The sequence below is a fragment of the Rahnella ecdela genome (assembly GCF_019049625.1).
Classification (GTDB): Bacteria; Pseudomonadota; Gammaproteobacteria; order Enterobacterales; family Enterobacteriaceae; genus Rahnella; species Rahnella ecdela.
On sequence record NZ_JAFMOY010000133.1, the window covers coordinates 373,457 to 399,544 of the forward strand.

Below are 26,088 nucleotides of genomic sequence, written 5' to 3' on the forward strand. Positions count from 1 at the left end.
CTGCGCCAGGTCGTAGTGGTCACGTTGGGGCGGACGAATAATTCAGCAGGAAGGTGGCATGTCTGCACAACCGGTAGATATTCAAATTTTTGGTCGCTCTTTACGAGTGAATTGTCCGCCAGAACAACAGGAAGCACTGAATCTGGCAGCTGATGATCTTAATCAGCGGTTGCAAGATCTGAAAGTTCGCACTAGAGTCACCAATACAGAGCAACTGGTTTTCATCGCGGCATTGAACGTATGTCACGAACTTGCTCAGGAAAGGTTGAAAACGCGCGACTACGCATCCAATATGGAACAACGTATCCGGATGTTGCAACAAACCATCGAGCAGGCATTGCTCGAACAAGGCCGGATCTCTGAACGTGAAGGGGCGCCTTTCGAATAAAACACGTTGCTGACTGACTGGTCACAGGTCGTCAGAAACGGTAAAAAATTTCTCTGAGATGTTCGCCAGCGGGCCCGTCCCCTGAGCCGATAATTAGTACCAACAGAATGTGATGATCCGTAATCGGTGCGCATGCTCGGTCCGTCCGAGAAGCCTAAAGATTGCGACAGCACGTTCACCTTGAACCATGGGTTCAAGGGTTACAGCCTGCGACGGCATCTCGGAGATTCCCCTTTCTTTTCGGTACATCCCTTTCTGGTGTTTGTATCTATGTCTTACACACCTCTGTATGCATCAGCCCGACAAATCATCCGCACTGAAATACGCCATCGCAGAAATAATCTGACCGCCGAGCAGCAATCGCAATTTGCGCTTCAGGCAGCAGAACGTGTCGCAACGCATTCAAAGATTCAATCCGCAAAAACTATTTCTGTCTTTCTGTCTTTCGATGGCGAGCTGGATACTGCCCTGCTGATCGACCGTTTATGGCGCGAAGGCAAACAGCTTTGTCTGCCAGTGCTTCACCCTTTCTCTGCGGGTAATCTGCTTTTTCTGCGTTATACGCCCGAAACACCGTTGGTCCGCAATCGCCTCAAAATTCTTGAGCCACAGCTGGACGTCACGCAGGTTATTCCTTTATCGCAGGTGAACATTATCCTGACGCCGCTGGTGGCATTCGACAGCGCCGGACAACGCTTAGGTATGGGTGGTGGCTTTTATGACCGTACCCTGGAACACTGGAAAGACGGCGGGGCGTATCCGATAGGTCTGGCGCACGATTGTCAGCATGTCGATGCTTTGCCGGTGGAACACTGGGATGTGCCGTTACCGGAGGTGATTACGCCCGGTAAAATATGGGCATGGTAATGCCAGACAATAAAACCTCGCAGTAAAGTGCAAATAAGGTGGCAATGATGGAAACGCCTTAAGTATGTTGTAACTAAGTAGGGCGTCTTTTTGTCATGCTTTACGCCAACTTAAATCTAACCCTCTGAAATAAAAAATATCCCTTCATTTATACATACCGTTACACGCCGATACCAATCACTCACGGACAGCGCTGTTCGTCACGCCTATTATTCTCTCACCGGCCCCGCAGTGGGGTGGACACATAAACCAAAAATTCTTAAGGAATTACACATGAAAAAAGTATTAGCTCTGGTTGTAGCCGCTGCAATGGGCCTGTCTTCAGTTGCTTTCGCTGCTGAAACCACTGCAACTCCGGCACCCGCTGCAACAGCAACTACCGCTGCTCCGGCTCATGCAACTAAGCATAAAGCACATAAAAAACCTGTGCAGAAAGCTCAGGCTGCCAAGAAACACAAAAAAGCAGCTAAGAAAGCTGCACCAGTAGCTCAGAAAGCTCAGGCTGCTAAAAAACACGTAAAACACGCTAAGAAAGCTGCTCCGGTAGCTCAGAAAGCGCAGGCTGCTAAAAAACACGTGAAACACGCTAAGAAAGCTGCTCCGGTAGCTCAGAAAGCACAGGCTGCTAAAAAACACGTGAAACATGCTAAGAAAGCTGCTCCGGTAGCTCAGAAAGCACAGGCTGCTAAAAAACACGTGAAACATGCTAAGAAAGCTGCTCCGGCTGCAAAAGCAACTCCGGCAGCATAAGAAGTAACGAAGAAGTCTTCGTGAGCATCACTGCTCGCTCTTATCAAGACTGTTAATTTAACACCCGGTTCGCCGGGTATTTTTTTTCTCCGGTTTTTATTCCGAGGTACTGACAGATGATGCTGCGCCGCTACCAGTTTGAAATCACGCTGTCATCACTGATCCTTTGTGGTCTGGTCGCCCTCTCCTTTTACTTCTGAATGCGTTAACCATTCCGTTATATCCCTCCCGCTATTCTTTATCCCCCTGATTCCCAATCGTATTCCCTGAAACGAATTCTTGATTTCCCTGATTACAGAAACAAAAAAACCGCCTTTCGGCGGCTTTGTTATTTACGAATGATACGATCAGTAAAGCAGGCGCGCGCGGATGGTGCCCGGAATGGCCTTCATCAGTTGCAGCGCGGTAGTCAGCGTGTTGAGATCTGTTTCTGCGTCAATCACCACATAACCGATTTCAGGGCTGGTTTGCAGATACTGCGCCGCAATATTGATGCCTTGTTCCGCGAAAATCTGGTTGATGCTGGTCAGCACGCCCGGACGGTTTTCGTGGATATGCAGCAGACGGCTGGCTTTCTCGGTATGTGCCGGCAGAGACGCTTCCGGGAAGTTAACAGCAGAAAGCGTTGAACCGTTGTCAGAGTATTTCGCCAGTTTACCCGCGACTTCCAGACCGATACCCTCCTGCGCTTCCATCGTCGAACCACCGATGTGTGGCGTCAGCAGCACGTTGTCGAATTCACACAGAGGAGAATTGAACGGGTCGCTGTTGGTTGCCGGTTCTTCCGGGAAGACGTCGATAGCCGCGCCGGAAAGATGCTTGCTGCGCAGTGCATTGCACAGAGCAGGAATGTCGATCACCGTACCGCGTGAGGCGTTAATCAGCAAAGCACCCGGCTTCATCTGCGCCAGCTGCACTTCAGAAATCATGTCTTTGGTGCTCAGGGTTTCCGGCACGTGCAGCGTGACGACGTCGCTGGTGCTGAGCAGTTCTTCCAGAGTAGCAATCGGCTGCGCGTTGCCCAAAGGCAGCTTGCTTTCGATGTCATAATAGAAGACGCGCATCCCCAGGCTTTCCGCCAGAATACCCAGCTGCGTACCGATGTGGCCGTAACCGATGATACCCAGACGCTTACCGCGCGCTTCGAATGAGCCGACGGCCAGTTTATTCCAGACTCCGCGGTGTGCTTTGGCGTTGGCTTCAGGAATGCCACGCATCATCAGCAGCATTTCACCCAGCACCATTTCGGCAACTGAACGGGTATTGGAGAACGGCGCGTTGAAGACCGGAATACCGCGACGGGTCGCCGCTTTCAGATCAACCTGATTGGTCCCGATACAGAAACACCCCACAGCCACCAGTTTTTCGGCTGCCTGGAACACTTCTTCAGTCAGCTGAGTACGCGATCGGAGTCCAACAAAGTGCGCATCACGGATCGATTCTTTCAGCGATTGCGTGTCTAAAGCACCTTTGTGAAATTCAATATTGGTGTAACCCGCGGCGCGGAGTGTATCAACCGCACTTTGGTGGACGCCTTCCACTAACAAAAATTTAATCTTGTCTTTCTCAAGTGATACTTTTGCCATTTCCCGACCCTATATTTTCTGGCTGAATTCGAACTGCAAGGTGACTATCACAGCCAACATAACAAAAAATCCGCCATCATCAATACAAACGATTGCCTGCCCCGTAGCAGAAGGCTCACCTCGCCTGATAGTTTTCAGCATTTCGTGCTGGTTAGATTTTATGAAGCCAGACGTTCAGGAGGAGAATATAAGGAATGTGACATAAGTCACCAAATTAAGGCTTTTGAAGAAAAGATGATTCAACCAGAAAATTATCATCTTCATAACATTGCGTTATGACAGGAGTGTGTCTGGCTGCTTTTCTCAGAGCAGCCAGATCTTCTGCTTATCGCTGGCTTATTTCAGCTTAACAGTTTTAACGCCTTCAGAAGTGCCGACCAGCGCCACGTCAGCGCCACGGTTGGCAAACAGGCCGACAGTCACCACACCGGCAATACTGTTGATCTTATTTTCCATCGCGACGGCATCCAGAATGTTCAGATTATGCACGTCCAGGATCACATTGCCATTGTCAGTCAGGACATTCTGACGGTATTCCGGCAAGCCGCCGAGTTTCACCAGTTCACGCGCCACGTAAGAGCGCGCCATCGGGATCACTTCTACCGGCAGCGGAAATTTGCCCAGCACGTCAACCTGCTTGGAAGCATCCACGATACAGATGAATTTTTTGGCAATCGCCGCAATGATTTTTTCGCGGGTCAGCGCTGCCCCGCCGCCTTTGATCATCTGCATTGAACCGTTGATTTCATCAGCGCCATCGACGTACACATCGAGCGAGTCCACTTCATTGCTGTCGAAAACATGGATGCCTAAGCTTTTCAGTTTAGCGGTAGAGGCGTCGGAGCTGGAAACCGCGCCTTCTATCTGGCCTTTGATGGAACCCAGTGCGTCAATGAAATGTGCGGCGGTGGATCCGGTGCCCACACCGACAATGGTGCCCGGCGTCACGTAATCCAGTGCGGCCCAGCCGACTGCTTTTTTCAATTCTTCCTGCGTCATAATGGCTTCTCTGTCTGATAACACGAAAGTGGCGTGAATGCTTCGATGGAACGAATAGTGCCGGTGATTATAAAGCATGTGCCGGCAATTTGGATAAACATCACCGCAGCCAGATCACACTTATTAAGTGCAATTGCGCTGCAAACTCAAAGATTTTCCTCACCACAAATCCTGACAATCTGTGGCATAGTGTTCGGATAAAATTAAATCTAAGGGACAGAACTCCGATGAAACGCCCGGACTATAGAACGCTGCAGGCACTGGACGCGGTGATCCGCGAGCGCGGTTTTGAGCGCGCCGCACAGAAGCTTTGCATCACACAATCGGCCGTCTCTCAGCGCATTAAACAACTGGAAAATTTGTTCGGCCAGCCTTTGCTGGTGCGCACGGTGCCGCCCCGCCCGACCGAGCAGGGCCAGAAATTGCTGGCATTACTGCATCAGGTGGAATTGCTGGAAGAAGAGTGGCTTGGCAGTGACAGCAATAATGAAAGTAATGATACGCCATTGCTGCTTTCGCTGGCGGTCAACGCCGACAGTCTGGCGACATGGTTGTTACCGGCGCTGAAATCGGTGCTGGTTGATTCCCCTATCCGTCTGAATTTGCAGGTGGAAGATGAAACGCGCACGCAGGAACGTCTGCGTCGCGGCGAAGTGGTCGGTGCGGTGAGTATTCAGCCACAACCGCTGCCGAGCTGTCTGGTGGATCAACTTGGCGCGCTGGACTATTTATTTGTCGGCTCCAAACCTTTTGCCGATCGCTATTTCCCGAACGGCGTCACCCGCTCCGCTTTGCTAAAAGCACCTGCGGTGGCGTTTGACCATCTGGACGATATGCATCAGGCCTTCCTGCAACAGAATTTCGATTTGTCACCGGGCAGCGTGCCATGCCATATCGTTAACTCGTCGGAAGCCTTCGTGCAACTGGCTCGTCAGGGCACGACCTGCTGTATGATCCCGCATTTACAGATTGAGAAAGAGCTGGAAAGCGGCGAACTGATCGACCTGACACCCGGCCTGTTCCAGCGGCGTATGCTTTACTGGCACCGCTTTGCGCCGGAAAGCCGCATGATGCGTAAAGTGACAGACGCGCTGATCGCCCACGGTCATCAGGTATTGCGTCAGGACTGATAAAAATTCCGGTGTGAAAAGCGACGATTAAGCGTTTTTCTCCCGGACCATCTCGATCAATGCCCGTAAAGCCGCAGGCACATGCCGGTTTCCCGAGAAATACAGAAATAAACCGGAGATCGGTGGACACCAGTCTTCCAGCACCGTGATTAAACGCCCTTCTTTCAGCGCTGCCCGCGCATAATCTTCAGGAACATAGGCGATCCCCAACCCTTCCTGCGCGGCCTCAACCATCAGTTGCGTATTATCCAGCGTCAGATTTCCCGGCACATCCACCGCAACTTCCTCTCCGCGTTTTTGAAATTCCCAGCGATAGCGTTTTCCGCTGGGCAGGCGCTGACGCAGGCACTGATGGCGGGTGAGATCATCCGGTATTTCAGGAGCCGGATGCGTCGACAGATAATCCGGTGACGCTACGGCCAGAAATCGCAAATCAGGGCTGAGCCGCACGGCGATCATGTCCCGTGGTACGGCTTCTCCCAGGCGGATCCCCGCATCAAACCCTTGCCCGACAATATCCACCAGCTTTCCTTCAGCCACCAGATCCAGCGTGACACCGGGACAGCGCGCCATAAAATCCGGCACAAAATTTCGCAACAACAGGCGGATAGCCCCTTCGCTGCCGTTAATGCGTAGTTCGCCGGTCAGTCGTCCCTGCTCACCCGCCACATCTTCCAGTGCGGCATCCAGCCCGCTCATCAGCGGATCGATGCGTTTCAGCAGGCGTTCCCCCGTTTCGGTCAGCGACACACTGCGCGTGGTGCGGTGCAAAAGACGAGCGCCAAGGCGATCTTCCAGGCCGCGCATAACATGGCTGAGCGAAGATCGTGTCATGCCCAGAAGGTCGGCGGCGCGGCGGAAACTCCCGTGTTCGGCAATGGCCATAAAAGCTCTGAGTTCTGCCAGTGTCGGTTTGTTTGAGGATGACGTGTTCATTGGTGGTTAATTTTCACCTGTTCATGCGGTTTATTGGATATTAACGCATCAATAGTATTGCCCTACCCTGAATGTCTGGCAACTCCTGCGACTGAGGAATTTGAGAATGACAAAGACATGGTTTATTACGGGCACATCAACGGGCCTTGGCCGTTTGATCACTGAACAGCTGCTTCTGCGCGGCGACAAAGTGATCGCGACATTACGCAAGCCGGGCGCACTTGGCGATTTGCAGGCACGTTACGGCGACCAGTTGCATATCATCATGCTCGACGTCACCGACACTCAGGCAATGAGAGCAGCCGTCAGCAATGCGTTTGCCAAAGCCGGGCGTATTGATGTGGTGGTCAGCAATGCAGGTTATGGTCTGTTTGGCGCAGGTGAAGAAGTGAGTGATGGACAGATCGACCGTCAGATCGCCACTAATCTGGTGGGTTCAATCCAGCTTATCCGCGCCGTGTTACCGCACCTGCGCGCACAAGGTGGCGGGAGGATTGTGCAGGTTTCATCAGAAGGCGGGCAAATCGCCTATCCGAATTTCAGCCTTTACCATGCGACCAAATGGGGAATTGAAGGATTTGTCGAATCAGTGGCACAGGAAGTGAAACCGTTTGGCATCGACTTCCTGATTATTGAACCCGGCCCGACAAGCACGGAATTTGGCGCAGGGCTGGATCACGCAGAACCGATGGCCTGCTATGAAACTACGCCCGCCGGTGAGGTACGCCGTGCGATTGCATCCGGTGATTTCGCCATTAAAGGTGATGCACTGAATACCGTCAGGGCGATGATAGCCGCTGCCGATGAAGTAAATCCACCTTTGCGTCTGGCGTTGGGCAGTACGGCTTATGCATCGGTGAGTCAGGCACTGACGGAAAGATTAAGGGTTCTGGAGGCACAGAAAGAAGTCACGTTTTCTGCTGATAAAAAAGCGTAGCCGGAAAGCGCATGTCCATAAACACAAAACCCGCCGGAGCGGGTTTTTTCATTATGACGGCATCGTTTTTACTGAGCGGGTGCCGGAGCCTGCGGCTGCAATTCGAACACCACATCGACCTGATCGTCGAAATGAATGCTCTGCTGCTCGTAGGTTTGCGCGACATCGCTCTGCCCTGCGGCTTCGGCAGTTTTATACATCCGCGCCACCGGCATAGGCTGATAGTTGGCTACGTGATAGCGAATGCTGTAAACCGGCCCCAGCTTGGTGTGGAAACCTTCGGCCAGAGATTTTGCCTGCTGCGTGGCGTTTTCAATCGCTTTCTGACGCGCTTCATCACGGAATTTATCCGGATTCGCCACACCCAGTTCTACTGCACGCACTTCATTCAGGCCTGATTTCAGTGCGCCATCCAGCAGTTCGTTGAGTTTGTCCAGCTGACGTAACGTCACCTGCACCTGACGCACGGCACGGTAGCCTTTCAGCTGTGAAGTTCCATCTTTCAGGTAGTTATATTCCGGCTGAGTGCGCAGGTTAGCCGCATTGATATCTTTTTTCTCAATGCCGTTTTTCTGCAGGAACGCATAATATGCCGCTACGCGTTCATCAGCCTGTTTTTTTGCGCTGGCTGAATCATTCGCCGAAACGCTGACTTCAATCGCCAGCGTCGCGATATCCGGCGTGGCATCCACGCTCGCCGTGCCTGACGTTACCACATGCGGTCCGGCTGGTAATTCCGCCGCCTGCAACGCCAAAGGTAATGTCCCTAATCCCAACATCGCTGCTACAGCTAATGCTTTCAGTTTCACAGTGCCTCCATTAATCATCAAAGATCTGGCAATAGATGGTCAAAACAATCTGCGAAACCGTAGCATAATCCGTTACAACAGAAACTAAGATTAGTGACAAAACTTAAAATACCCCTGTCTGACGCGCCAGTTGTACGGCAATGCCCCACATAATCGCGCCAACGATAAAGTTGATGACCCGCTGCACTTTGCCGGTATTCAGCCACGGAGCCAGCATGGCGGCGAGAATGGCCAGCCCGAAGAACCAAATGACAGAAGCACTGACCGCGCCGAGCGCAAACCACGACCGCTCATCGTGACTCAGGCTGCCGCCGAGGCTGCCGAGCACCACGAAAGTATCGAGATAAACATGCGGGTTCAGCCAGGTGACCGCCAGCATACTGACGACAATTTTCCAGCGGCTTTGTTTCGCCACTTCGGCCTGCGCCAGTTCGGGATTTTTGCTGAATGCCGTGCGAAACGCGCCCCAGCCATACCAGAGTAAAAACGCCACGCCGCCCCAGCTGACCAGCATCAGTAAAGTCGGGGATTGGCTCAGCAGCGCACTGCCACCAAAGATGCCGCCGCAGATCAGTGCGATATCGCTCAGCGCGCACAATCCGGCAATCATCAGGTGATACTGGCGACGAATGCCCTGGTTCATCACAAACGCATTCTGCGGGCCAATCGGTAAAATCATTGCGGCGCTCATCGCCAGTCCTTGCAGGAAAATAGCCAGCACGGGGATATCCTTCAGAGAGTTGATAACAAAGAGTTGATGACAGAAAGTTCGCGCAGTGTAAGGGCTTTGCTGGCATAAGAGGAAATGGATATTTCTAATCGCTCATTAGACTGGCTTATAAACACATATCGTCAATCTGCGGCATAAAAAAAGCGCCCGCAGGCGCCTCTGAAATCTGAATCCGGCAAGAATCTGTTACTCGAACGAGCGTCGTTCTTCCTGCTGGTTGTCTGCCGAATTCGCCACCTGATAAAGGTGAACATCCATTTGCGGGTAAGCAATATTGATTTTGTTTTTATCCAGGGCGCGCTTGAACGACTCCAGCAGATCCCATTTCACGTTCTGCGCATCACCGTTGTTGGTCCATGCGTACACGATGAAATTCAGGGTAGACGCTGCCATTTCGTTCAGACGAACCACGACGTCTTTGTCTTTCAATACACGCGGATCGGCAGAAACGATTTCGGTCAGAAGTTGCTTCACCAGATCGATGTCAGAGTCATAGCCCACGCCGATGGTCAGGTCGATACGGCTTGTCGGTTCGCGGGAGTTGTTGATGATATTACCGGCGATGATTTTACCGTTCGGTACCACAATGATTTTGTTGTCCGGCGTACGCAGGGTGGTCGAGAAAATTTGCACCTGAGTGACCGTACCGGCTACACCACCGAGATCAACATACTCACCGGCGCGGAACGGACGGAAGATCACCAGCAAAACGCCTGCTGCAAAGTTAGAAAGCGAACCCTGTAATGCCAGACCAACGGCCAGACCGGCGGCACCGATGACCGCAATCACGGACGTGGTTTGCACGCCAATTCGCCCCAGAACTGCAATCAGCGTGAACGCGATAATCGCGTAACGCACCATAGCGGAAAGGAAATCGGAAACTGTGATATCAATGCCACGAATTTTTAAGACCCGGCTTACGGCACCGGAGACGGCACGGGCGATAATCATACCGATAATCAGAATGAAAATAGCCGCCACAATATTCACAGCATAATGAAGCAGTAACGCCTGGTTTCTCACCAGCCAGTTGCCAGCATTATTAATGCTGCCCACAACTTTTAAATCATCCATTTAAAGTACCTCAAAATTACACCCTGACGGGCTGTAAAAAACAAAACTGCCCGACGAGGCGGGCAGCAAGTGTGCTTTAAGGTTAACTAACAAAGTGATGAAGTGCCAATTCTGCACGAAAGACTTCCGATGAATTAAGAATTTGCGTGGCTGTTTTTCAGCGGTTCCGCTGCTTTGAAGGCCTGCAATGGTCCGCGACCGCTCAGCGTAAAGACTGAGATTATGGTGAAGGTCAGTGCCACTAAACCAAGGATCAGGTACGTGCCGTGGAAACCGATACGGTCATACATGTTCCCGGCGAAGACGGACATAAACATGATCGCCACCTGCTTGAAGAAGCAGAATGTGACCAGATAAATTGTCGCGGAGAAACGCACTTCAAACACCGATGTGATGTATTTGAAACAACCCACAATCAGGAAAGGGATTTCAAACATATGCAGCGTTTTCAGCACCACCACTTCCAGCGGTGAAGAAGCAAATGAAGAGCCAATGATGCGTACCGACATAATCATCCCGGCCAGCAGCAGCGCATTCTTGCCCCCAATACGGTTCACAATCAGCGGCGCGAAGAACATGATGCAGGCGTTAAGCAATTCCCCCATCGTGGTCACGTAGCCAAAGACCCGCGTCCCCTCTGAAGATGACGAGAAGAACGAGGTAAAGAAGTTAGCAAACTGCTGGTCGAATACGTCATAGGTGCAGGAAACGCCAATCACGTACAACGCCAGGAACCACAGTTTTTTGTCTTTCAGCAGCTCCAGCGCCAGTTTGAGATTGAACGGTTTGGAGTTCGCTCCCAGTTCATTGGCGACGCGGGCGCTCGGGGTGACTTCCGGTTTGGCGATCAGCAACAGAATGGCGAGGATCACCGCACAACCGGAGCCCAGCCAGAACACGAATTCGTTGTTGATGGTAAACATGATGCCGACCACCGACGCGCACAGCGCCCAGCCGACACAACCAAACATACGCGCACGACCAAATTCAAAGCTGCTGCGACGGCTGACCTTCTCAATGTAAGCCTCAATAGCTGGCGCACCGGCGTTGTAAATCAGTCCGAGGTAAATCCCGCCGACCACCGATCCGAGATAAATGTTTATCTTGAGCAACGGACCAAAAACATAAATAAAGAACGGCGCGAACAGAACCAGCATGCCAGTGATGATCCACAGCAGATGCTTTTTCAGCCCCAGTTTATCGGCCAGTAAACCAAACACCGGCTGGAACATCAGCGAGAATAACGAGATGCTGGCAAAGATAATGCCGGTATCGCTTTTACTGATGTGGTTGATGTCATGCAGCCAGATCGGGAAGAACGGGAAGTAGGCACCCATGATGAAAAAGTAAAAGAAGAAGAACAGCCCGAACATCCAAAAGTTAGTATTTTTCAGGTAATACATAAGCAGTTTCCTTACGTCTGAATATTACACCGCCGGGGATTAACCCGGCGGCGCAGGCTGTCAGGCACGTTTCCAGGTGAACGAATAATGATACTGACCAGCGGTCAGCAGGAAGTCCGGACTGACGCTCGGGCTCCATGAATCATCGCCGCCGACGCCCATATGGAAGCCGTCGATGTTCAGCCAGGTACCCTCTTCTTCACGCAAAAGGTGACGATGGCTGGTGTCCGTCAGCTGTTGCAGGCTGTAGCGGCTCAGGCCAAAGTGGAAATTACCGCGCAGTTTCCATCCGGCATAATCCAGCTCGCGCGTCTCTGTGCGCAGGCCGTTTTCTGTCGGGAAAACGTAGGGTGTATAGAGATCAGCCAGTGGCAAAGTCCAGCGTCCGTGTTGTGCGGCCAGACGGCGATCCGGATAGTTTTCGTGTGGTCCTAACCCCAGCCAGCTGACTTTTTCTGCGGTTTCCGCCAGCTGACAGGTCAGGCCGATACGCCCCGGAGAAGGTACGTTTGACGCCACGCGGACATCAGCACTGATATGCAGTTCGCCCTGATTATCGATGCGGAAAATTTTGTGACTCAGCAGGCAAGTTTCTTCACCGGCCATAAACGCGTGCGTGGTAATGATCACCACGCCGTCCTGCAACTGATCGGCGGATATATTGAGCAGACGCGATTCCAGCTGATACATTCCGGCGGCTTTCCAGCGCTCCACCCAGGCATTCGGGTCAATACGAGTCACTTCACTGACACCGATATCGTTATCCACCGGCGCACGCACAAACTGATCGCGAAGTGCAGAAAGCAGACGCGGCGTTTTGCCATCAAACCATTGTTCCAGCTGCCCGCTCTGCTGACTGAACTGCCAGCGTTGCGCACCGTGCACGACAGAAATCAGGTCACCCTGTTGATCCAGAACCGGCGCAGCAGCGGAGATTTTCTCCGGTACCGGCAGGCTCAGCGGCTGCGGCAACTGCCACTGATCCCAGGCGCTGCGATGTCCGGCTTCGGACCACGCTGTCGCCTGCGGCTGATGCACCGCGACGTTCAGCCACAAATCTCCGGCTGCCTGAGGGATATCGCCCAGTTCCAATGTTTGTTTGCCGTTTGGCGCGATATTGAGCACCGTTTCGCCCTCAGAAATGACGTCACCGTCACGTTCGATTCGCCAGACCAGCTGCTCGTTATCGCTGTGACGGAACAGGTATTCACTTTGAATTTCCAGCGTCAGCGGCGAAGTGCCGGTCAGCGAGAACTGGAAGAATTGCTGGGCGCGCTGCGCTTCAAACAACGACGGATGCGGCGTGCGGTCGGCAAATACCAGCCCGTTCATGCAGAACTGACGATCGTTAGGCGTATCACCAAAATCACCACCGTAAGCCATATAACGTTCGCCATCTTCGCCGGTGCGCAGCAGACTTTGATCTACCCAGTCCCAGACAAAACCGCCCTGTAAACGCGGGAACTGACGGAACGCTTTCCAGTATTTATCAAAGCCGCCGAAGCTGTTGCCCATGGCATGGGCGTATTCGCAGAGGATCAGCGGGCGTGTTTCATCCGGCATACTGATCCACTTTTTAATCGACCATTTGGGTACCGCCGGGAACGGCTGATCCTGCTCAACGCGGGAGTACATCGGGCAGATAATGTCGGTCGCCGCGCTGTTGGCACCGCCACCTTCATATTGCACCGGACGTGTCGGATCGACGGATTTGATCCAGCGGTACAGCGCGTCATGATTCGCACCATGACCGGATTCGTTGCCCAGCGACCAGATGATGATGCAGGGATAATTACGGTCGCGCTGGACCATACGCGTAACGCGTTCACTAAAGGCATTGAACCACACCGGATCGTCCGACAGGCGGTTCATCGGTTGCATGCCGTGGGTTTCGATATTGGCTTCGTCGACCACATACAGGCCGTATTCATCGCAAAGTTTGTACCACAGCGGATGGTTAGGATAATGCGAGCAGCGAACGGCATTGAAGTTGTGCTGCTTCATCAGCACGATGTCGCCGCGCATTGTCGCTTCATCCATCACCTGACCGTTTTCAGGATGATGCTCGTGACGGTTGGTCCCGCGGATCAGCACCGGCTGGCCGTTCACTTTCAGCAACCCGTTGCTGATTTCCACCTGACGGAAACCGACGTCGCAGGCTTCAGCTTCGATAAGCTGACCCTGCGGAGAAATCAGGGAAACCACCGCGCGGTAAAGAGCGGGCTGTTCGGCACTCCATAATGCCGGATGACTGACCGGCAGACGCAGCGTGGTGCGATCATATGCCGCCCCGCGTTCATCAATGATTTCGCTTCCGAGCGCCTGCTGCAGCTCCGTGACCGGCTCATCGCCCTGCCACAACTGAACGCGCACCTGGTATTCAGCAGCGTTTTCCTGCGGCACGGCGGCACTGACCTGCACTTCCAGTTCGGCCTGCGTGAAGCTGTGGAACAGATGCGTGCGCACCTGCAAGTCGGTGATTTGATCAGCCGGTTTATGCAGAAGGGTGACGTCACGGAAGATGCCGCTCATGCGCCACATATCCTGATCTTCCAGATAGCTGCCGTCGCTCCAGCGCAGCACCATCACCGCCAGACGATTTTCACCGGCATGCAGCACATCACTGAGATCGAATTCCGCCGGTAAACGGCTGTCCTGCGAATAACCAATCCACTGACCGTTGCACCACAGATAGAATGCCGAATTGACGCCGTTAAACACGATGCGCGTCTGCCCGCTGTTCAGCAAGTCATTATCCACAGAAAGTGTGAGCGAGTAACAACCGGTAGGGTTTTCCTGCGGTACAAACGGTGGATTCACCGGGATCGGATACTGCACGTTGGTATAAATCGGCGCGTCATAGCCTGCCAGCTGCCAGTTTGACGGCACCTGCACGCGGTCTGCACCGGCCAGATCCTGTTGCAACCATTGCTCCGGTACCGCCTCCGGGCGGTTAAAATAACTGAACCCCCACTCGCCGTTCAGGCTGCGAAGGTTTTCTGACGGCTGATTTTCTCTGGCATTTTCAGCTTCGCGCCAGCTGTTAAACGGCGGATGCGCAGGTAATCTGTTGCACTGCGTCGAGGCAGGTTTTTCCCAGTCACGGCGGGCCAGAACGTTGGCCAGCGATGATAATTTATCTTCCGCTGATGGACTCATAATATCTCCCCGGTAAATTGTTATGCGCTCACAATAATATAAACATGCGTAACCGGAGAGAGTAAGTAAAGCAGAGGGACGCCGGAAAGGGACGCGGATCACAAATTCCGCATCCTGAGATCGTTAAAAGAGGATCAAAGCGCGCTGAGCTGACGCGCGATGCGGATCAGTTCCTGAGATAAGGTTTCATGTGACACATTTTCTTCGCCAGGTCTGGCGGTGGTGTGGCGTTCGACCAGAGAAGTTGGCAGTAACAGCGAGGACTGCTGATGATCACCATGCCTATGCAAATGATCGACAAGCCGGTTGATGCTCTCGTGACCGAGCAGGCGGAAATCCTGTTTGATGGTTGTCAGCGGCGGGAAGAAAAAGGCGCTGTCTTCGGTATCATCGTAGCCAATCACTGAGATTTGCTCCGGCACACGCAGCCCAAATTCATGCACGGCTCGCAAAACGCCGAGCGCCATCTGATCATTGGCGACCAGAATGGCCGTCGGACGGACGGGCTGACTGAGCAACAAAAGCGCCTGCTGATAACCCGACGCCGCGCTCCAGTCGCCGTGCTGAATCGCACACGGCGTAATATCACGCGTTGCCAGCGTACTCAGCCAGCCTTCATATCGTAAACGCGCAGAGATAGATTCCAGCGGGCCGGTCAGCACCGCGATTTGCTGATGCCCGAGCGCCAGCAAATGTTCCACGCCCTGCTGTGCGCCGCAGTGCGGATCAAACAGAATTTTAAAAACGTCGGCCTGCGGATCCACATCCAGAAACAGCGCCGGTAAATTGCCACAAAGCTGCGCGATGGCAGCCGCATCGTCATTCGACAGCGGCACGTTAATCAGCACGCCATCCACACGCTGCGACATCAGTTCGTTCACCGCTGTGCGGCAGGCGGCCAGACTCAGGTTGTCAATCATCGAAATCACGACGTTGAAACCTAACTGGTTAGCACGGGTTTTCATCGCCGAGGCAATTTGCGAAGGGGCATGCAGCGCCAGTTCAGTGGTCGCCAGTCCGAGGGTGTAGCTTTGTTTGCCTGCCAGTTGCTGGGCGACACGGTTCGGCACGTAATTGAGCTCAGCCATCGCCTGTTCGACTTTATTGCGCGTTCTGACCGACACGTGCGCCGCCTGATTCAGTACGCGCGAGACGGTCTGATAGGACACACCCGCGTGGCGCGCAACATCATCAAGGGTGACAGATTTTGGCTTCATGGCTTTCTACCTTCAGACTTCATGTTATGGACAGCTTAAATCGCCTTCTTCGCAGTGCAGAATGTCATTAATTTCTTTGGTGCGCTGCTCGGTTTTCTGCTGAAGACAACCTGAATAAATCATCGGCTGAACTGACCCGCCGTCAACGCCGGAAGACATAAAGGCGCAGTCGTTATCACGAAATGCAATCCAGCTACGCTGGGCTGCTTTGAATTTGGTTTGCTGCTCCGGCGTAAGTTGCGCCATTTTTTGTTTGTAGGCCTGATTTAACAACGCATCGCTGCGCTTGAAATCCTGTCCGGCACAGATATTCATATCCATCTGCGTCGTGGCATTTTTACAATCAACTTCCGCAGCATGAACAAACGGTGTCAGGGCAAATAACGCGAACAAAGCTAGACGCATAATTTTCTCCGCCAGAGGCGTTTCCGTTAACAGAATTGATATTGTGAAGATAAAACGGGCAATAAAAAAGGGGCCGAAGCCCCTTTGACGATTATCCTCACATTCCGGTGGTCAAGCACCGGAAGCGTAAGAATTACAGTACGTCGATTGCGTTCAGTTCTTTGAATGCCAGTTCCAGGCGAGTCACCATGGAAGACTGAGCAGAACGCAGCCATACGCGCGGGTCATAGAATTTCTTGTTAGGTTTGTCCGCGCCTTCCGGGTTACCCAACTGACCTTGCAGGTAAGCTTCGTTTTTCTTGTAGAACTGCAGGATACCGTCCCAGTTAGCCCACTGGGTATCGGTGTCGATGTTCATTTTGATAACACCGTAGCCTACAGATTCTTTGATTTCTGCTGCAGTAGAACCGGAACCGCCGTGGAATACGAAATTCAGGCTGTTGTGTGGCAGGTTGTGTTTCTTGCAGACGTATTCCTGAGAATCGCGCAGGATCGTTGGAGTCAGTTTAACGTTACCTGGTTTGTAAACACCGTGTACGTTACCGAATGACGCAGCGATAGTGAAACGCGGGCTGATAGCGTTCAGTTTTTCGTATGCGTAATCAACGTCTTGTGGCTGAGTGTACAGTGCAGATGCGTCCATATGGCTGTTGTCTACGCCATCTTCTTCACCGCCGGTGCAACCCAGTTCGATTTCCAGAGTCATGTCGAGTTTTGCCATGCGAGCTAAGTACTTGCTGCAAATTTCGATGTTTTCTTCCAGAGATTCTTCAGACAGGTCGATCATGTGTGAAGAGAACAGTGGCTTACCAGTTTTGGCGAAGTGAGCTTCACCCGCGTCCAACAGACCGTCGATCCATGGCAGCAGTTTTTTCGCGCAGTGGTCGGTGTGCAGGATAACTGGCACGCCGTAATGTTCTGCCATCTGGTGCACGTGATGCGCGCCAGAGATTGCGCCCAGGATTGCCGCGCCCTGTGGCACGTCAGTTTTCAGGCCTTTACCCGCGATGAACGCAGCGCCACCGTTAGAGAACTGAACGATAACCGGTGAACGGACTTTCGCAGCAGCTTCGAGAACGGCATTGATAGAGTCGGTGCCTACGCAGTTAACCGCTGGCAGAGCAAATTTGTTTTCTTTAGCAATAGCGAAAACTTTCTGTACATCATCACCAGTGATAACGCCTGGTTTTACGAAATCAAAAATTTTAGACATAGTTCTTTGTCCTGTATTCGTCGGCCGTAGATGGATTGAATCGGTTTGCTATGTCGCGCGAGTTCCACTGTGCAGCCCCTCGCGCGGCAAAGAAGAACAGGAAGCCGCTGGCTCCCCGCTCAGGGTTCATTACTTCTTAGCACGCTCTTCCAGCATCACAACCGCTGGCAGTGCTTTCCCTTCAACGAATTCCAGGAATGCGCCACCGCCAGTAGAGATATAGGAAATTTTGTCAGCGATACCGAACAGGTCGATAGCTGCAAGAGTGTCGCCGCCGCCTGCGATAGAGAAACCTTCGCTGTCAGCAATAGCCTGCGCCACAATCTCAGTCCCTTTACGGAAGTTAGGGAACTCGAACACGCCTACAGGACCATTCCACAGAATGGTTTTAGCGTTTTTAATGATCTCAGCCAGGCGATATGCAGACTCGTCGCCCATGTCGAGAATTTGTTCGTCATCTTTGATGTCTTTAACAGACTTCACAGTGGCAGTTGCAGTTTCGGAAAACTCAGTGGCCACACGAACATCTGTAGGGACAGGAATGTCGCAGGTTTCCAGCAATTTGCTTGCAGTACCGACCAGGTCTGCTTCGTACAGGGATTTACCGACGTTGTTGCCTTGAGCAGCCACGAAGGTGTTCGCAATACCACCGCCAACGATCAGCTGGTCAGCGATTTTGGACAGGGAATCCAGAACGGTCAGTTTGGTAGAAACTTTAGAACCGCCAACGATAGCCACCATCGGACGAGCCGGGTTACCCAGTGCTTTACCCAGTGCTTCCAGTTCTGCAGACAGCAGCGGACCTGCACAAGCGATTGGAGCAAATTTGCCCACGCCGTGAGTAGAAGCCTGCGCGCGATGCGCAGTACCGAATGCATCCATCACATAGATGTCACACAGGGCAGCGTATTTTTTGGACAGGGCTTCGTCGTCTTTCTTTTCGCCTTTGTTAAAGCGAACGTTTTCCAGAACAACCAGCTCGCCTTCGGCAACTTCAACGCCATCCAGATAGTCTTTAGCCAGACGTACAGGAGAAGACAGCTTGTCTTTCAGGTAGTTAACAACCGGCAGCAGAGAAAACTCTTCGTTATATTCGCCTTCAGTCGGACGACCCAGATGCGAGGTAACCATCACGCGTGCGCCTTGTTTCAGGGCAATTTCGATGGTTGGCAAAGAAGCGCGGATACGTGCATCTGAAGTTACTTTGCCATCTTTAACTGGCACGTTCAGATCGGCACGGATCAGTACGCGTTTACCCGCTAAATCCAGATCGCTCATCTTAATAACAGACATGGTGAATCCTCTCGTTGATTCTCTTTAAAGTTGCTTGAAGGCAATTTCGGCCAGAAGGCCGGAACAGCCGTACTAGAAACCGCTAGCGGACATTGCCAATGTTGTATCCAACATTCGGTTGGCAAAACCCCACTCGTTATCGCACCAGACCAGTGTTTTTATCAGGTGCTTTCCACTTACCCGCGTCTGCGTTCCATCTACGATGGCGCTGTGGGGATCGTGGTTAAAATCTGTCGAGACTAATGGTAGTTCGGTATAGTCAACTATACCACGAAAAGCGCCTGTTGCGGCCTTTTGCAGCAGCTGGTTCACCTCGTCTACCGTCACAGAACCCTCGACAAATACGCTCAGATCAATGGCTGTAACATTGATTGTCGGCACGCGCACCGAGATCGCTTCAAAGCGATCGCAGAATTTGGGCATGATGCGCGTGATCCCTGCGGCCAGTTTAGTATCGACCGGAATAATGGACTGGCTGGCAGCGCGCGTACGGCGTAAATCCGCGTGATACGCATCGATGACCGGCTGGTCATTCATTGAAGAATGGATGGTCGTTACGGTGCCGGACTCAATGCCGAAAGCATCGTCGAGCAGCTTGATCACAGGGATAATACAGTTGGTGGTGCAGGACGCATTGGACACAATGCGGTGCTGGCGTTCGAGCAGATCGTGGTTCACACCGTAAACCACCGTGGCGTCAAGATCATGACCGCCTGGGTGCGCGAACAGAATTTTTTTGGCTCCGGCCGCAAGCTGTGCTTCACCGTCTTCGCGACTGCCGTAAACGCCGGTGCAATCGAGCACCACGTCAATGCTCAGTTCGCCCCAGGGCAACTGGCTGGCATCAGGCTGATGAAGTAAACGGATGGAGTCATCGCCGACGTAAAGGTTCTCACCTTCCTGGCGGACATCCCATGCGAAGCGACCGTGGCTGGAGTCATATTTAAGCAGATGGGCCATGCCTTCAGGGCTGGCAATTTCATTGATGGCAATGACGGATATTTCCGCCCGACGCCCGGATTCGTATAACGCGCGCAATACGCTACGGCCAATGCGACCAAAGCCATTAATTGCAATACGTATTGGCATACATCTCCCTGTTACACGGTTGTTACTCAATATCAGTAACACCTATAGTAATGCAGCGTGCGTTTACGGTGAATCACCATCGTCATCTGTCTGCACAAATGCGTGAGGCAGAAAATTTCAGTATCAGGCACGATAACAACCTGGTGACGATGTTAAGCTCAAATAGCCCGACTGAAACGGTTCAGCTGAGAATAAACCAAACAATGAATAAAAGGAATAATTCGTCAGTCGCAGACGCATTAATCGCGCCAAACGCTTAAAAAAACACCAGTCAATTCCGTGTATTCACAGTGATTTTACTTTTTCATCACCTTTTCGACAGTGATTATTCTCAAAAACTGACTTAATGAAACAGCGTCATAATGCAGCGAGTTTAGCTGAGTCCGCACCCTGACGGTTTGACCTGCGTCATTTAGCGCGAAACTGAGACCTAACGCAGAAAATTGCAGGCGAAAAAAAAGCACCCGAAGGTGCTTTTCAATTTTCTGGAAAACGGAATTACTTCAGTAACGCTTGCGCCTGAGCAACAACGTTATCAACAGTGAAACCGAACTCTTTAAACAACAGGTCTGCCGGAGCAGATTCGCCGAAGCTGTGCATACCGACGATAGCGCCGTTCAGGCCAACGTATTTGAACCAGTAATCCGCGATACCCGCTTCAACCGCAACACGTGCAGAAACAGCTTTCGGCAAGACTGATTCACGGTAAGCCGCATCTTGTTTATCGAAGGCGTCAGTTGAAGGCATGGAAACCACGCGCACTTTAGTGCCCACAGCCGCCAGTTTATCAGCCGCTTCTACGGTGATACCCACTTCAGAACCGGTCGCTATCAGGATCACTTCCGGCGTACCGTCGCAATCTTTCAGCACATAACCACCGCGTGCCACGTTTGCCAGTTGCTCAGCGGTACGTGGTTGCTGGGTCAGGTTTTGACGGGAGAAGATCAGGGTTACCGGGCCATCATTACGCTCAATCGCGTATTTCCATGCCACGGCAGATTCAACCTGATCCGCAGGACGCCAGGTGCTCATGTTTGGCGTAACGCGCAGGCTGGCGATTTGCTCAACAGGCTGGTGCGTCGGGCCATCTTCGCCCAGACCGATAGAGTCATGAGTGTAGACGAACACGTTGCGGATTTTCATCAACGCAGCCATACGCACAGCATTACGCGCGTATTCCACGAACATCAGGAAGGTCGCAGAGTACGGCAGGAAGCCGCCGTGCAGTGCGATACCGTTGGTGATCGCCGTCATGCCGAATTCACGCACGCCGTAATGGATGTAGTTACCCGCCTGATCGTCGCCGATAGACTTAGAACCAGACCACATGGTCAGGTTGCTTGGTGCCAGGTCAGCGGAGCCGCCCAGGAATTCAGGCAACACTTTACCGAAAGCTTCCAGCGCATTCTGGGACGCTTTACGGCTGGCGATGTTCGCAGGGTTAGCCTGCAGCTGTTCGATGAATTTCTGTGCTTCGGTTTCCCAGTTCGCTGGCAGCTCGCCGTTCACACGACGTTTGAACTCTTTTGCCAGTTCAGGATGCGCTTTAGCGTAAGCATCGAACTTGTCGTTCCATGCAGCTTCTTTCGCTTTACCCGCTTCTTTTGCATCCCACTGAACATAGATATCTTGCGGGATTTCAAACGCAGCGTATTTCCAGCCCAGCGCTTCGCGGGTTGCAGCAACTTCAGCAGCACCCAGTGCCGCGCCATGCACATCGTGAGTACCGGCTTTGTTCGGCGAACCGAAACCGATCACGGTTTTGCACATCAGCAGGGATGGCTTATCAGTCACTTTATGTGCTTCTTCGATAGCCGCTTTGATGGCGTCAGGATTGTGACCATCAACACCGCGCACGACGTGCCAGCCGTAAGCTTCGAAACGTTTAGCAGTATCATCAGTGAACCAGCCTTCTACGTGGCCGTCGATGGAGATACCGTTGTCATCATAAAATGCGGTCAGTTTGCCGAGCTTCATGGTACCGGCCAGAGAACACACTTCGTGAGAAATGCCTTCCATCATGCAGCCGTCACCCAGGAATGTATAAGTCTGGTGATCGACGATGTCATGGCCTGGTTTGTTGAACTGCGCAGCCAGCGTGCGTTCTGCAATAGCAAAACCAACGGCGTTCGCGATACCCTGCCCCAGCGGACCCGTGGTGGTTTCAACGCCTGGAGTGTAGCCGTATTCAGGGTGACCCGGGGTTTTGGAATGCAGCTGACGGAAGTTTGCCAATTCGCTCATCGGCAGCTCATAGCCAGTGAGGTGCAGCAGGCTGTAAATCAGCATTGAACCATGACCGTTTGACAGCACGAAGCGGTCGCGGTCAGCCCAGTGCGGGTTGGTCGGGTTATGGTTCAGGTAATCGCGCCACAGCACTTCGGCAATATCTGCCATGCCCATAGGGGCACCAGGGTGGCCGGAATTCGCTTTCTGCACGGCATCCATACTAAGTGCGCGAATAGCGTTCGCAAGCTCTTTACGAGAGGACATGTTCTACTCCAGGTCGGATTAAAAAAGCAGTCAAGAAAGTCATTTTCTCAGACTCGGCATTAAAACGGCAATCTCTAATCACTCTCGTGATTAAGTTCACAAAATCCGCTTTTAAATCAGTGCGTTTTTTCGGACTTACACTATAGATCGGGTACTGCGAAAAACCTACCTTAACGCTATTCTTACAGTCAGCGCCTTTTTGTGACTGCTTTTCCACCTTTGCTTATCTTGTCTGGGAATCTGAACTGATGAAATTTCGTCCTGTTATGTTAAGTCTTTTTGCCGCGTCGCTGGTCAGTGGCTGCGCAACTGTCAATACCGATACCTTAATGCAATCCGGCGCTCAGGCTTATCAGGCGTATACGCTGAGTGACGCCGACGTTAAAACGCTGAGCGTGCAGTCTTGTGAAGAAATGGATAAAAAAGCCCAGATTGCTCCCGACGACAGCGAATACGCACAACGTCTGAAGAAAATTTCCGCCGCTCTGGGCGATAACATCAACGGTACGCCCGCCAACTATAAGGTTTATCTGACTAAAGACGTCAACGCCTGGGCGATGGCCAACGGCTGTATCCGCGTTTACAGCGGCCTGATGGATATGATGAACGACAACGAGGTCGAAGGCGTGCTGGGCCATGAAATGGGTCACGTCGCGCTGGGCCACACCCGCAAAGCCATGCAGGTGGCTTACAGCACCACGGCGGCGCGCTCTGCGATTTCTTCACTCGGCGGAGTCAGCGCCACTCTGTCCCAGTCACAGCTGGCTGATCTGGGCGAGAAATACGTCAATGCGCAATTCTCGCAGAAACAGGAATCTGAAGCCGATGATTATTCTTTTGATTTGCTGAAAAAACGTGGCATCGATCCGACCGGTCTGGCAACCAGTTTTGAGAAACTGGCGAAACTTGATCAGGGAAGCAGTATAGGCTGGTTTGACGATCACCCTTCCTCTGAAGCCCGCGCTCAGCATATTCGCGATCGCATAGCTTCCGGTAAATAACTCGTTCACGGGATGCGTTATTTTTCGCATCCCTTTTACCTTCAAACGTCTATTATTTTTCTAACTTTCTGATTAATAGAAATAAGCCATCACTAAATCTGAAAATAACATTCCCGTCGTGCTTTTCCTCGCTTCCTTAACCCGATTAGTTATTCTTTCTCAGCATTTAATTTAACTATTAAGGAAGATGGATTATGAATTTTCGTTTAACCTCACTGGCATTAGGCGTGGCGGTATTATTAAGCGGTTGTCAGAACGGCGCATTAAATACTGACGCCATGATGAAATCCGGTTCAGATGCTTACAAAGCGGCCACGCTGACGGATCAGGATGTCATCAATATGACGGACGGAGCCTGTAAAGCGATGGACGGCGAATCACAGATTGCCTCAACAAAAAGCAAATATACGAAACGACTGAATAAAATTGCCAAAAACCTCGGCAATAACATCAATGGCACACCGGCCAATTATAAAGTTTATCTCACCAGCGACGTGAACGCCTGGGCGATGGCCAACGGCTGTATCCGCGTCTACAGCGGCCTGATGGACATGATGACCGACGATGAAGTGGAAGGCGTACTGGGCCATGAAATGGGCCACGTTGCTCTGGGTCACACCAAAAAAGCCATGCAGGTCGCATACAGCGCTTCTGCCGCGCACAATGCAGCAGGCGCAGCCGGTGGCATTGCAGGACAACTTTCCAGTACCCAGCTGGCTGATCTCGGTGAGGACCTGATCAACGCGCAGTTCTCTCAGAAACAGGAATCTGACGCTGACGATTATTCCTATGACTTGCTGAAAAAACGCGGGCTACCTACCAAAGGTTTAGTCACGGCGTTTGAGAAACTGGCGAAAATGAGCGGTGGCAGCGAGAAGAGTTTGTTCAGCTCGCATCCGCCATCTCAGGAACGCGCAGACCATATCAAACAGCGTATTGCTGACAATAAATAAGTTGCGGAAGTAATCTCCTGGGGGCATTTTTAAATGCCCCCTTTTCATTTCAACCGTGGTGAGCGGGATCAGGTTCTGCAGCACGGTAACCGCCCCCCAGCGCCCGGGTCAGGTGAATATCAGCACTGATCCATTCGCCCTGCATCTGAATTTGAGTCGCCTGTTCCTGCAACAATGGCAATTTCGCTCTGGCGACATCGGCCCCGCTGAGGATCCCCACTTCATATCGCTGCCGGGTCAGTTCCCACAGATGCTGACTGCCGTCGACTGCCGTTTGCTGATGTGCATTTTCAGTGGAAAGGGTCTGTACCTGACTGGCACTTTTCACCACGTCGGTTACCGCATCGACGACTGCCTTGTTATACGAAGCAATGCTCAGATTGCTGCTGGTGCGCACAATATCCAGATTGGCGTTGAGCCTGCCGCTGTCAAATATCGGTAATGTGAGCCCGGCGACGACGCCCATTTGCTGGGCCGAACTGCGGAACAAATCACTCATATGCAAGGCATCGTATTGCAGGAACCCCATCAGATTGATGCTTGGATAAAATGCAGCGTGCGCCGCATCTACTGCGCTCAGGGAGGATTCGATATACCAGTGCGCAGCCTGTAAGTCCGGACGGCGCGCCAGCAATTCATAGTCGAGTCGTGGCGGCAGGCTTTCCCTGACCGGCGGCAAAGCAACCGGTGTCAGATGAACCGCTGGCGATTTCAGCCCGAGCATCGCCTGCAAGGATGTTTGCAACAATAGCAGGCGACCTTTTGAAGCATCAATTTTTTCGTCAATTTTCGCCAGACGAATTTTGGTACTGGTGTCATCGAAAGAAGAACGAACTCCCTGCGTATAGAGCTGCTGATCCGTTTTGGCGATGATGGCTTCCTGCTCACGTAAATCCAGCAAAGTCTGATGCAGCGCCATGTATGTCTGGATGTCCCAGTACAACTCGACCACCGCCGAAGAAACCAGTAAATGAGCTTCGGCCAGCTCAGCGTGTTTCGCCTGTGAAACCCCCAGCGCAGACTGAATTTCCGCACGGTTTTTGCCCCACAGATCCAACTCATAGCTGCCTTGTAAACCGAATGTGCCGTTGGTATACCACGGACCGGTGGTTCCCGCTGCCGGATCATCCAGCGCAAACGGACCCATCACACCTTCGGCGGACATTTTCTGCCGCTCAACATCCGCACCGAAATCCAGTTGCGGACCGCCATTGGCCTCCTGCATCTTGATCTTCGCTTTCGCCAGTTCGACACGCTGTTGCACAACGGCTATCGAAGGCGAGTCTTTCAGTGCCTGCTCAACCAGCGCATTTAATTGCGGATTATGGTAATTCAGCCACCAGTCAGAACCCGGCCATTCGCGCATGGCAGATGCCGGGACTTCCGGTGTGCGTAATTTTGCAATATCAGTGACAGGCAGTGCCGGTTTTTCATCATGCACCCACGCGCATCCGCCGACAGACAGAAATAAAGGCAATAAAATAAATGACGATATTATTTTATTTTTATAAAACTCATGAATTGATTTCAATTTAACTATTCACTCAACAAATATAATAGACAGGGAAGAAAGGGAAATAATGAGGCGAACGATACGGGATAAATACGCAGGTAAATTGTTAAAGCGTGCGGACGGGAGATATTTGCAGAGAAATT

The 26,088-nt window shown here is 52.2% G+C and carries 23 protein-coding genes and 1 other RNA gene; 9 read left to right on the forward strand and 15 right to left on the reverse strand.

Features of this window, described 5'->3' with window-relative positions:
• The first annotated feature begins 58 nt into the window (after window positions 1-58).
• The 5 genes from zapA (at window position 59) to ydgU (ending at window position 2,205) form a co-directional block, all read left to right on the forward strand.
• Window positions 59-388 (forward strand): cell division protein ZapA, encoded by a 330-nt coding sequence (gene zapA, locus J1784_RS25065; RefSeq protein ID WP_112290630.1) that lies wholly within the window; start codon window positions 59-61, stop codon window positions 386-388.
• A 47-nt stretch (window positions 389-435) separates the two neighbouring features.
• Window positions 436-619, forward strand: a non-coding RNA gene (gene ssrS / locus J1784_RS25070) — 6S RNA.
• A 39-nt stretch (window positions 620-658) separates the two neighbouring features.
• Window positions 659-1,255, forward strand: a complete 597-nt coding sequence (locus J1784_RS25075; protein WP_217151428.1) for a 5-formyltetrahydrofolate cyclo-ligase — start codon at window positions 659-661, stop codon at window positions 1,253-1,255.
• A gap of 273 nt (window positions 1,256-1,528) precedes the next feature.
• Window positions 1,529-2,005, forward strand: a complete 477-nt coding sequence (gene asr / locus J1784_RS25080) for an acid resistance repetitive basic protein Asr (RefSeq protein ID WP_120506535.1) — start codon at window positions 1,529-1,531, stop codon at window positions 2,003-2,005.
• Window positions 2,006-2,124: 119 nt separating this feature from the next.
• On the forward strand, window positions 2,125-2,205 hold the full coding sequence (gene ydgU, locus J1784_RS27015) for a small membrane protein YdgU (RefSeq protein ID WP_476655299.1): 81 nt from the start codon (window positions 2,125-2,127) through the stop codon (window positions 2,203-2,205).
• A 147-nt stretch (window positions 2,206-2,352) separates the two neighbouring features.
• On the opposite strand, the gene serA is transcribed toward ydgU, so the two are convergent.
• Both serA and rpiA read right to left on the reverse strand, forming a co-directional pair.
• Window positions 2,353-3,591, reverse strand: coding sequence for a phosphoglycerate dehydrogenase (gene serA / locus J1784_RS25085; protein ID WP_217151429.1), 1,239 nt, complete (start codon window positions 3,589-3,591; stop codon window positions 2,353-2,355).
• 336 nt (window positions 3,592-3,927) lie between these two features.
• Window positions 3,928-4,590, reverse strand: coding sequence for a ribose-5-phosphate isomerase RpiA (gene rpiA / locus J1784_RS25090; RefSeq protein ID WP_013576792.1), 663 nt, complete (start codon window positions 4,588-4,590; stop codon window positions 3,928-3,930).
• Between the two features lie 227 nt (window positions 4,591-4,817).
• Between rpiA and J1784_RS25095 the strand changes: the two genes are divergently transcribed.
• Window positions 4,818-5,720, forward strand: a complete 903-nt coding sequence (locus J1784_RS25095; RefSeq protein ID WP_013576793.1) for a LysR family transcriptional regulator ArgP — start codon at window positions 4,818-4,820, stop codon at window positions 5,718-5,720.
• 27 nt (window positions 5,721-5,747) lie between these two features.
• On the opposite strand, the gene J1784_RS25100 is transcribed toward J1784_RS25095, so the two are convergent.
• Window positions 5,748-6,656 (reverse strand): LysR family transcriptional regulator, encoded by a 909-nt coding sequence (locus J1784_RS25100; protein WP_217151430.1) that lies wholly within the window; start codon window positions 6,654-6,656, stop codon window positions 5,748-5,750.
• 106 nt (window positions 6,657-6,762) lie between these two features.
• On the opposite strand from J1784_RS25100, the gene J1784_RS25105 reads away from it, so the two are divergent.
• The gene (locus tag J1784_RS25105) at window positions 6,763-7,593 is read left to right on the forward strand and encodes an SDR family oxidoreductase (protein ID WP_217151431.1); all 831 of its coding nucleotides are present in this window, start codon (window positions 6,763-6,765) and stop codon (window positions 7,591-7,593) included.
• A 68-nt stretch (window positions 7,594-7,661) separates the two neighbouring features.
• Here the strand turns inward: J1784_RS25105 and J1784_RS25110 are convergent, their stop codons facing one another.
• From J1784_RS25110 to tkt, 11 genes are all read right to left on the reverse strand, one after another.
• The gene (locus tag J1784_RS25110; RefSeq protein WP_217151432.1) at window positions 7,662-8,402 is read right to left on the reverse strand and encodes an oxidative stress defense protein; all 741 of its coding nucleotides are present in this window, start codon (window positions 8,400-8,402) and stop codon (window positions 7,662-7,664) included.
• 103 nt (window positions 8,403-8,505) lie between these two features.
• Window positions 8,506-9,123, reverse strand: a complete 618-nt coding sequence (gene argO / locus J1784_RS25115) for an arginine exporter ArgO (RefSeq protein WP_217151433.1) — start codon at window positions 9,121-9,123, stop codon at window positions 8,506-8,508.
• Window positions 9,124-9,318: 195 nt separating this feature from the next.
• Window positions 9,319-10,206 carry a small-conductance mechanosensitive channel MscS gene (gene mscS, locus J1784_RS25120; protein WP_217151434.1) on the reverse strand — a complete coding sequence of 296 codons (888 nt, stop codon included), beginning with the start codon at window positions 10,204-10,206 and terminating at the stop codon, window positions 9,319-9,321.
• 134 nt (window positions 10,207-10,340) lie between these two features.
• Entirely contained in the window at window positions 10,341-11,609 is a 1,269-nt protein-coding gene (locus J1784_RS25125) for an MFS transporter (protein ID WP_217151435.1), read from the reverse strand.
• Between the two features lie 60 nt (window positions 11,610-11,669).
• Entirely contained in the window at window positions 11,670-14,768 is a 3,099-nt protein-coding gene (locus tag J1784_RS25130; protein ID WP_217151436.1) for a beta-galactosidase, read from the reverse strand.
• Window positions 14,769-14,902: 134 nt separating this feature from the next.
• Complete coding sequence (locus J1784_RS25135) at window positions 14,903-15,985, reverse strand: LacI family DNA-binding transcriptional regulator (protein WP_217151437.1); 1,083 nt, start codon at window positions 15,983-15,985, stop codon at window positions 14,903-14,905.
• A 24-nt stretch (window positions 15,986-16,009) separates the two neighbouring features.
• Window positions 16,010-16,390: a lysozyme inhibitor LprI family protein gene (locus J1784_RS25140; protein WP_217151438.1), complete on the reverse strand. Its 381-nt coding sequence runs from the start codon at window positions 16,388-16,390 to the stop codon at window positions 16,010-16,012.
• A gap of 133 nt (window positions 16,391-16,523) precedes the next feature.
• On the reverse strand, window positions 16,524-17,603 hold the full coding sequence (gene fbaA / locus J1784_RS25145) for a class II fructose-bisphosphate aldolase (RefSeq protein ID WP_056773197.1): 1,080 nt from the start codon (window positions 17,601-17,603) through the stop codon (window positions 16,524-16,526).
• A gap of 129 nt (window positions 17,604-17,732) precedes the next feature.
• A complete protein-coding gene (pgk, locus tag J1784_RS25150; protein ID WP_120506544.1) occupies window positions 17,733-18,896 on the reverse strand; it encodes a phosphoglycerate kinase in 1,164 nt (387 codons plus the stop codon).
• A gap of 72 nt (window positions 18,897-18,968) precedes the next feature.
• The gene (gene epd / locus J1784_RS25155) at window positions 18,969-19,985 is read right to left on the reverse strand and encodes an erythrose-4-phosphate dehydrogenase (RefSeq protein ID WP_217151439.1); all 1,017 of its coding nucleotides are present in this window, start codon (window positions 19,983-19,985) and stop codon (window positions 18,969-18,971) included.
• Between the two features lie 498 nt (window positions 19,986-20,483).
• Window positions 20,484-22,478, reverse strand: coding sequence for a transketolase (gene tkt, locus J1784_RS25160; RefSeq protein WP_217151440.1), 1,995 nt, complete (start codon window positions 22,476-22,478; stop codon window positions 20,484-20,486).
• Window positions 22,479-22,726: 248 nt separating this feature from the next.
• On the opposite strand from tkt, the gene loiP (J1784_RS25165) reads away from it, so the two are divergent.
• Together loiP (J1784_RS25165) and loiP (J1784_RS25170) are read left to right on the forward strand one after the other, a co-directional pair.
• On the forward strand, window positions 22,727-23,479 hold the full coding sequence (gene loiP / locus J1784_RS25165; protein ID WP_120134044.1) for a metalloprotease LoiP: 753 nt from the start codon (window positions 22,727-22,729) through the stop codon (window positions 23,477-23,479).
• A gap of 194 nt (window positions 23,480-23,673) precedes the next feature.
• Window positions 23,674-24,432: a metalloprotease LoiP gene (gene loiP, locus J1784_RS25170; protein ID WP_217151441.1), complete on the forward strand. Its 759-nt coding sequence runs from the start codon at window positions 23,674-23,676 to the stop codon at window positions 24,430-24,432.
• Between the two features lie 49 nt (window positions 24,433-24,481).
• Here the strand turns inward: loiP (J1784_RS25170) and J1784_RS25175 are convergent, their stop codons facing one another.
• On the reverse strand, window positions 24,482-25,954 hold the full coding sequence (locus J1784_RS25175) for an efflux transporter outer membrane subunit (RefSeq protein WP_217151638.1): 1,473 nt from the start codon (window positions 25,952-25,954) through the stop codon (window positions 24,482-24,484).
• Between the last annotated feature and the right edge of the window lie 134 nt (window positions 25,955-26,088).

What these genes read in the sequence shown, in the direction of transcription:
- J1784_RS25140 (WP_217151438.1), bottom strand. Translation starts at nt 16,390, where the DNA reads ATGCGTCTAGCTTTGTTCGCGTTATTTGCCCTGACACCGTTTGTTCAT.
- J1784_RS25135 (WP_217151437.1), bottom strand. Translation starts at nt 15,985, where the DNA reads ATGAAGCCAAAATCTGTCACCCTTGATGATGTTGCGCGCCACGCGGGT.
- J1784_RS25095 (WP_013576793.1), top strand. Translation starts at nt 4,818, where the DNA reads ATGAAACGCCCGGACTATAGAACGCTGCAGGCACTGGACGCGGTGATC.
- tkt (WP_217151440.1), bottom strand. Translation starts at nt 22,478, where the DNA reads ATGTCCTCTCGTAAAGAGCTTGCGAACGCTATTCGCGCACTTAGTATG.
- loiP (WP_217151441.1), top strand. Translation starts at nt 23,674, where the DNA reads ATGAATTTTCGTTTAACCTCACTGGCATTAGGCGTGGCGGTATTATTA.
- J1784_RS25130 (WP_217151436.1), bottom strand. Translation starts at nt 14,768, where the DNA reads ATGAGTCCATCAGCGGAAGATAAATTATCATCGCTGGCCAACGTTCTG.
- fbaA (WP_056773197.1), bottom strand. Translation starts at nt 17,603, where the DNA reads ATGTCTAAAATTTTTGATTTCGTAAAACCAGGCGTTATCACTGGTGAT.
- pgk (WP_120506544.1), bottom strand. Translation starts at nt 18,896, where the DNA reads ATGTCTGTTATTAAGATGAGCGATCTGGATTTAGCGGGTAAACGCGTA.
- mscS (WP_217151434.1), bottom strand. Translation starts at nt 10,206, where the DNA reads ATGGATGATTTAAAAGTTGTGGGCAGCATTAATAATGCTGGCAACTGG.
- J1784_RS25100 (WP_217151430.1), bottom strand. Translation starts at nt 6,656, where the DNA reads ATGAACACGTCATCCTCAAACAAACCGACACTGGCAGAACTCAGAGCT.
- loiP (WP_120134044.1), top strand. Translation starts at nt 22,727, where the DNA reads ATGAAATTTCGTCCTGTTATGTTAAGTCTTTTTGCCGCGTCGCTGGTC.
- epd (WP_217151439.1), bottom strand. Translation starts at nt 19,985, where the DNA reads ATGCCAATACGTATTGCAATTAATGGCTTTGGTCGCATTGGCCGTAGC.
- asr (WP_120506535.1), top strand. Translation starts at nt 1,529, where the DNA reads ATGAAAAAAGTATTAGCTCTGGTTGTAGCCGCTGCAATGGGCCTGTCT.
- ydgU (WP_476655299.1), top strand. Translation starts at nt 2,125, where the DNA reads ATGCTGCGCCGCTACCAGTTTGAAATCACGCTGTCATCACTGATCCTT.
- zapA (WP_112290630.1), top strand. Translation starts at nt 59, where the DNA reads ATGTCTGCACAACCGGTAGATATTCAAATTTTTGGTCGCTCTTTACGA.
- serA (WP_217151429.1), bottom strand. Translation starts at nt 3,591, where the DNA reads ATGGCAAAAGTATCACTTGAGAAAGACAAGATTAAATTTTTGTTAGTG.
- J1784_RS25105 (WP_217151431.1), top strand. Translation starts at nt 6,763, where the DNA reads ATGACAAAGACATGGTTTATTACGGGCACATCAACGGGCCTTGGCCGT.
- J1784_RS25075 (WP_217151428.1), top strand. Translation starts at nt 659, where the DNA reads ATGTCTTACACACCTCTGTATGCATCAGCCCGACAAATCATCCGCACT.
- rpiA (WP_013576792.1), bottom strand. Translation starts at nt 4,590, where the DNA reads ATGACGCAGGAAGAATTGAAAAAAGCAGTCGGCTGGGCCGCACTGGAT.
- J1784_RS25125 (WP_217151435.1), bottom strand. Translation starts at nt 11,609, where the DNA reads ATGTATTACCTGAAAAATACTAACTTTTGGATGTTCGGGCTGTTCTTC.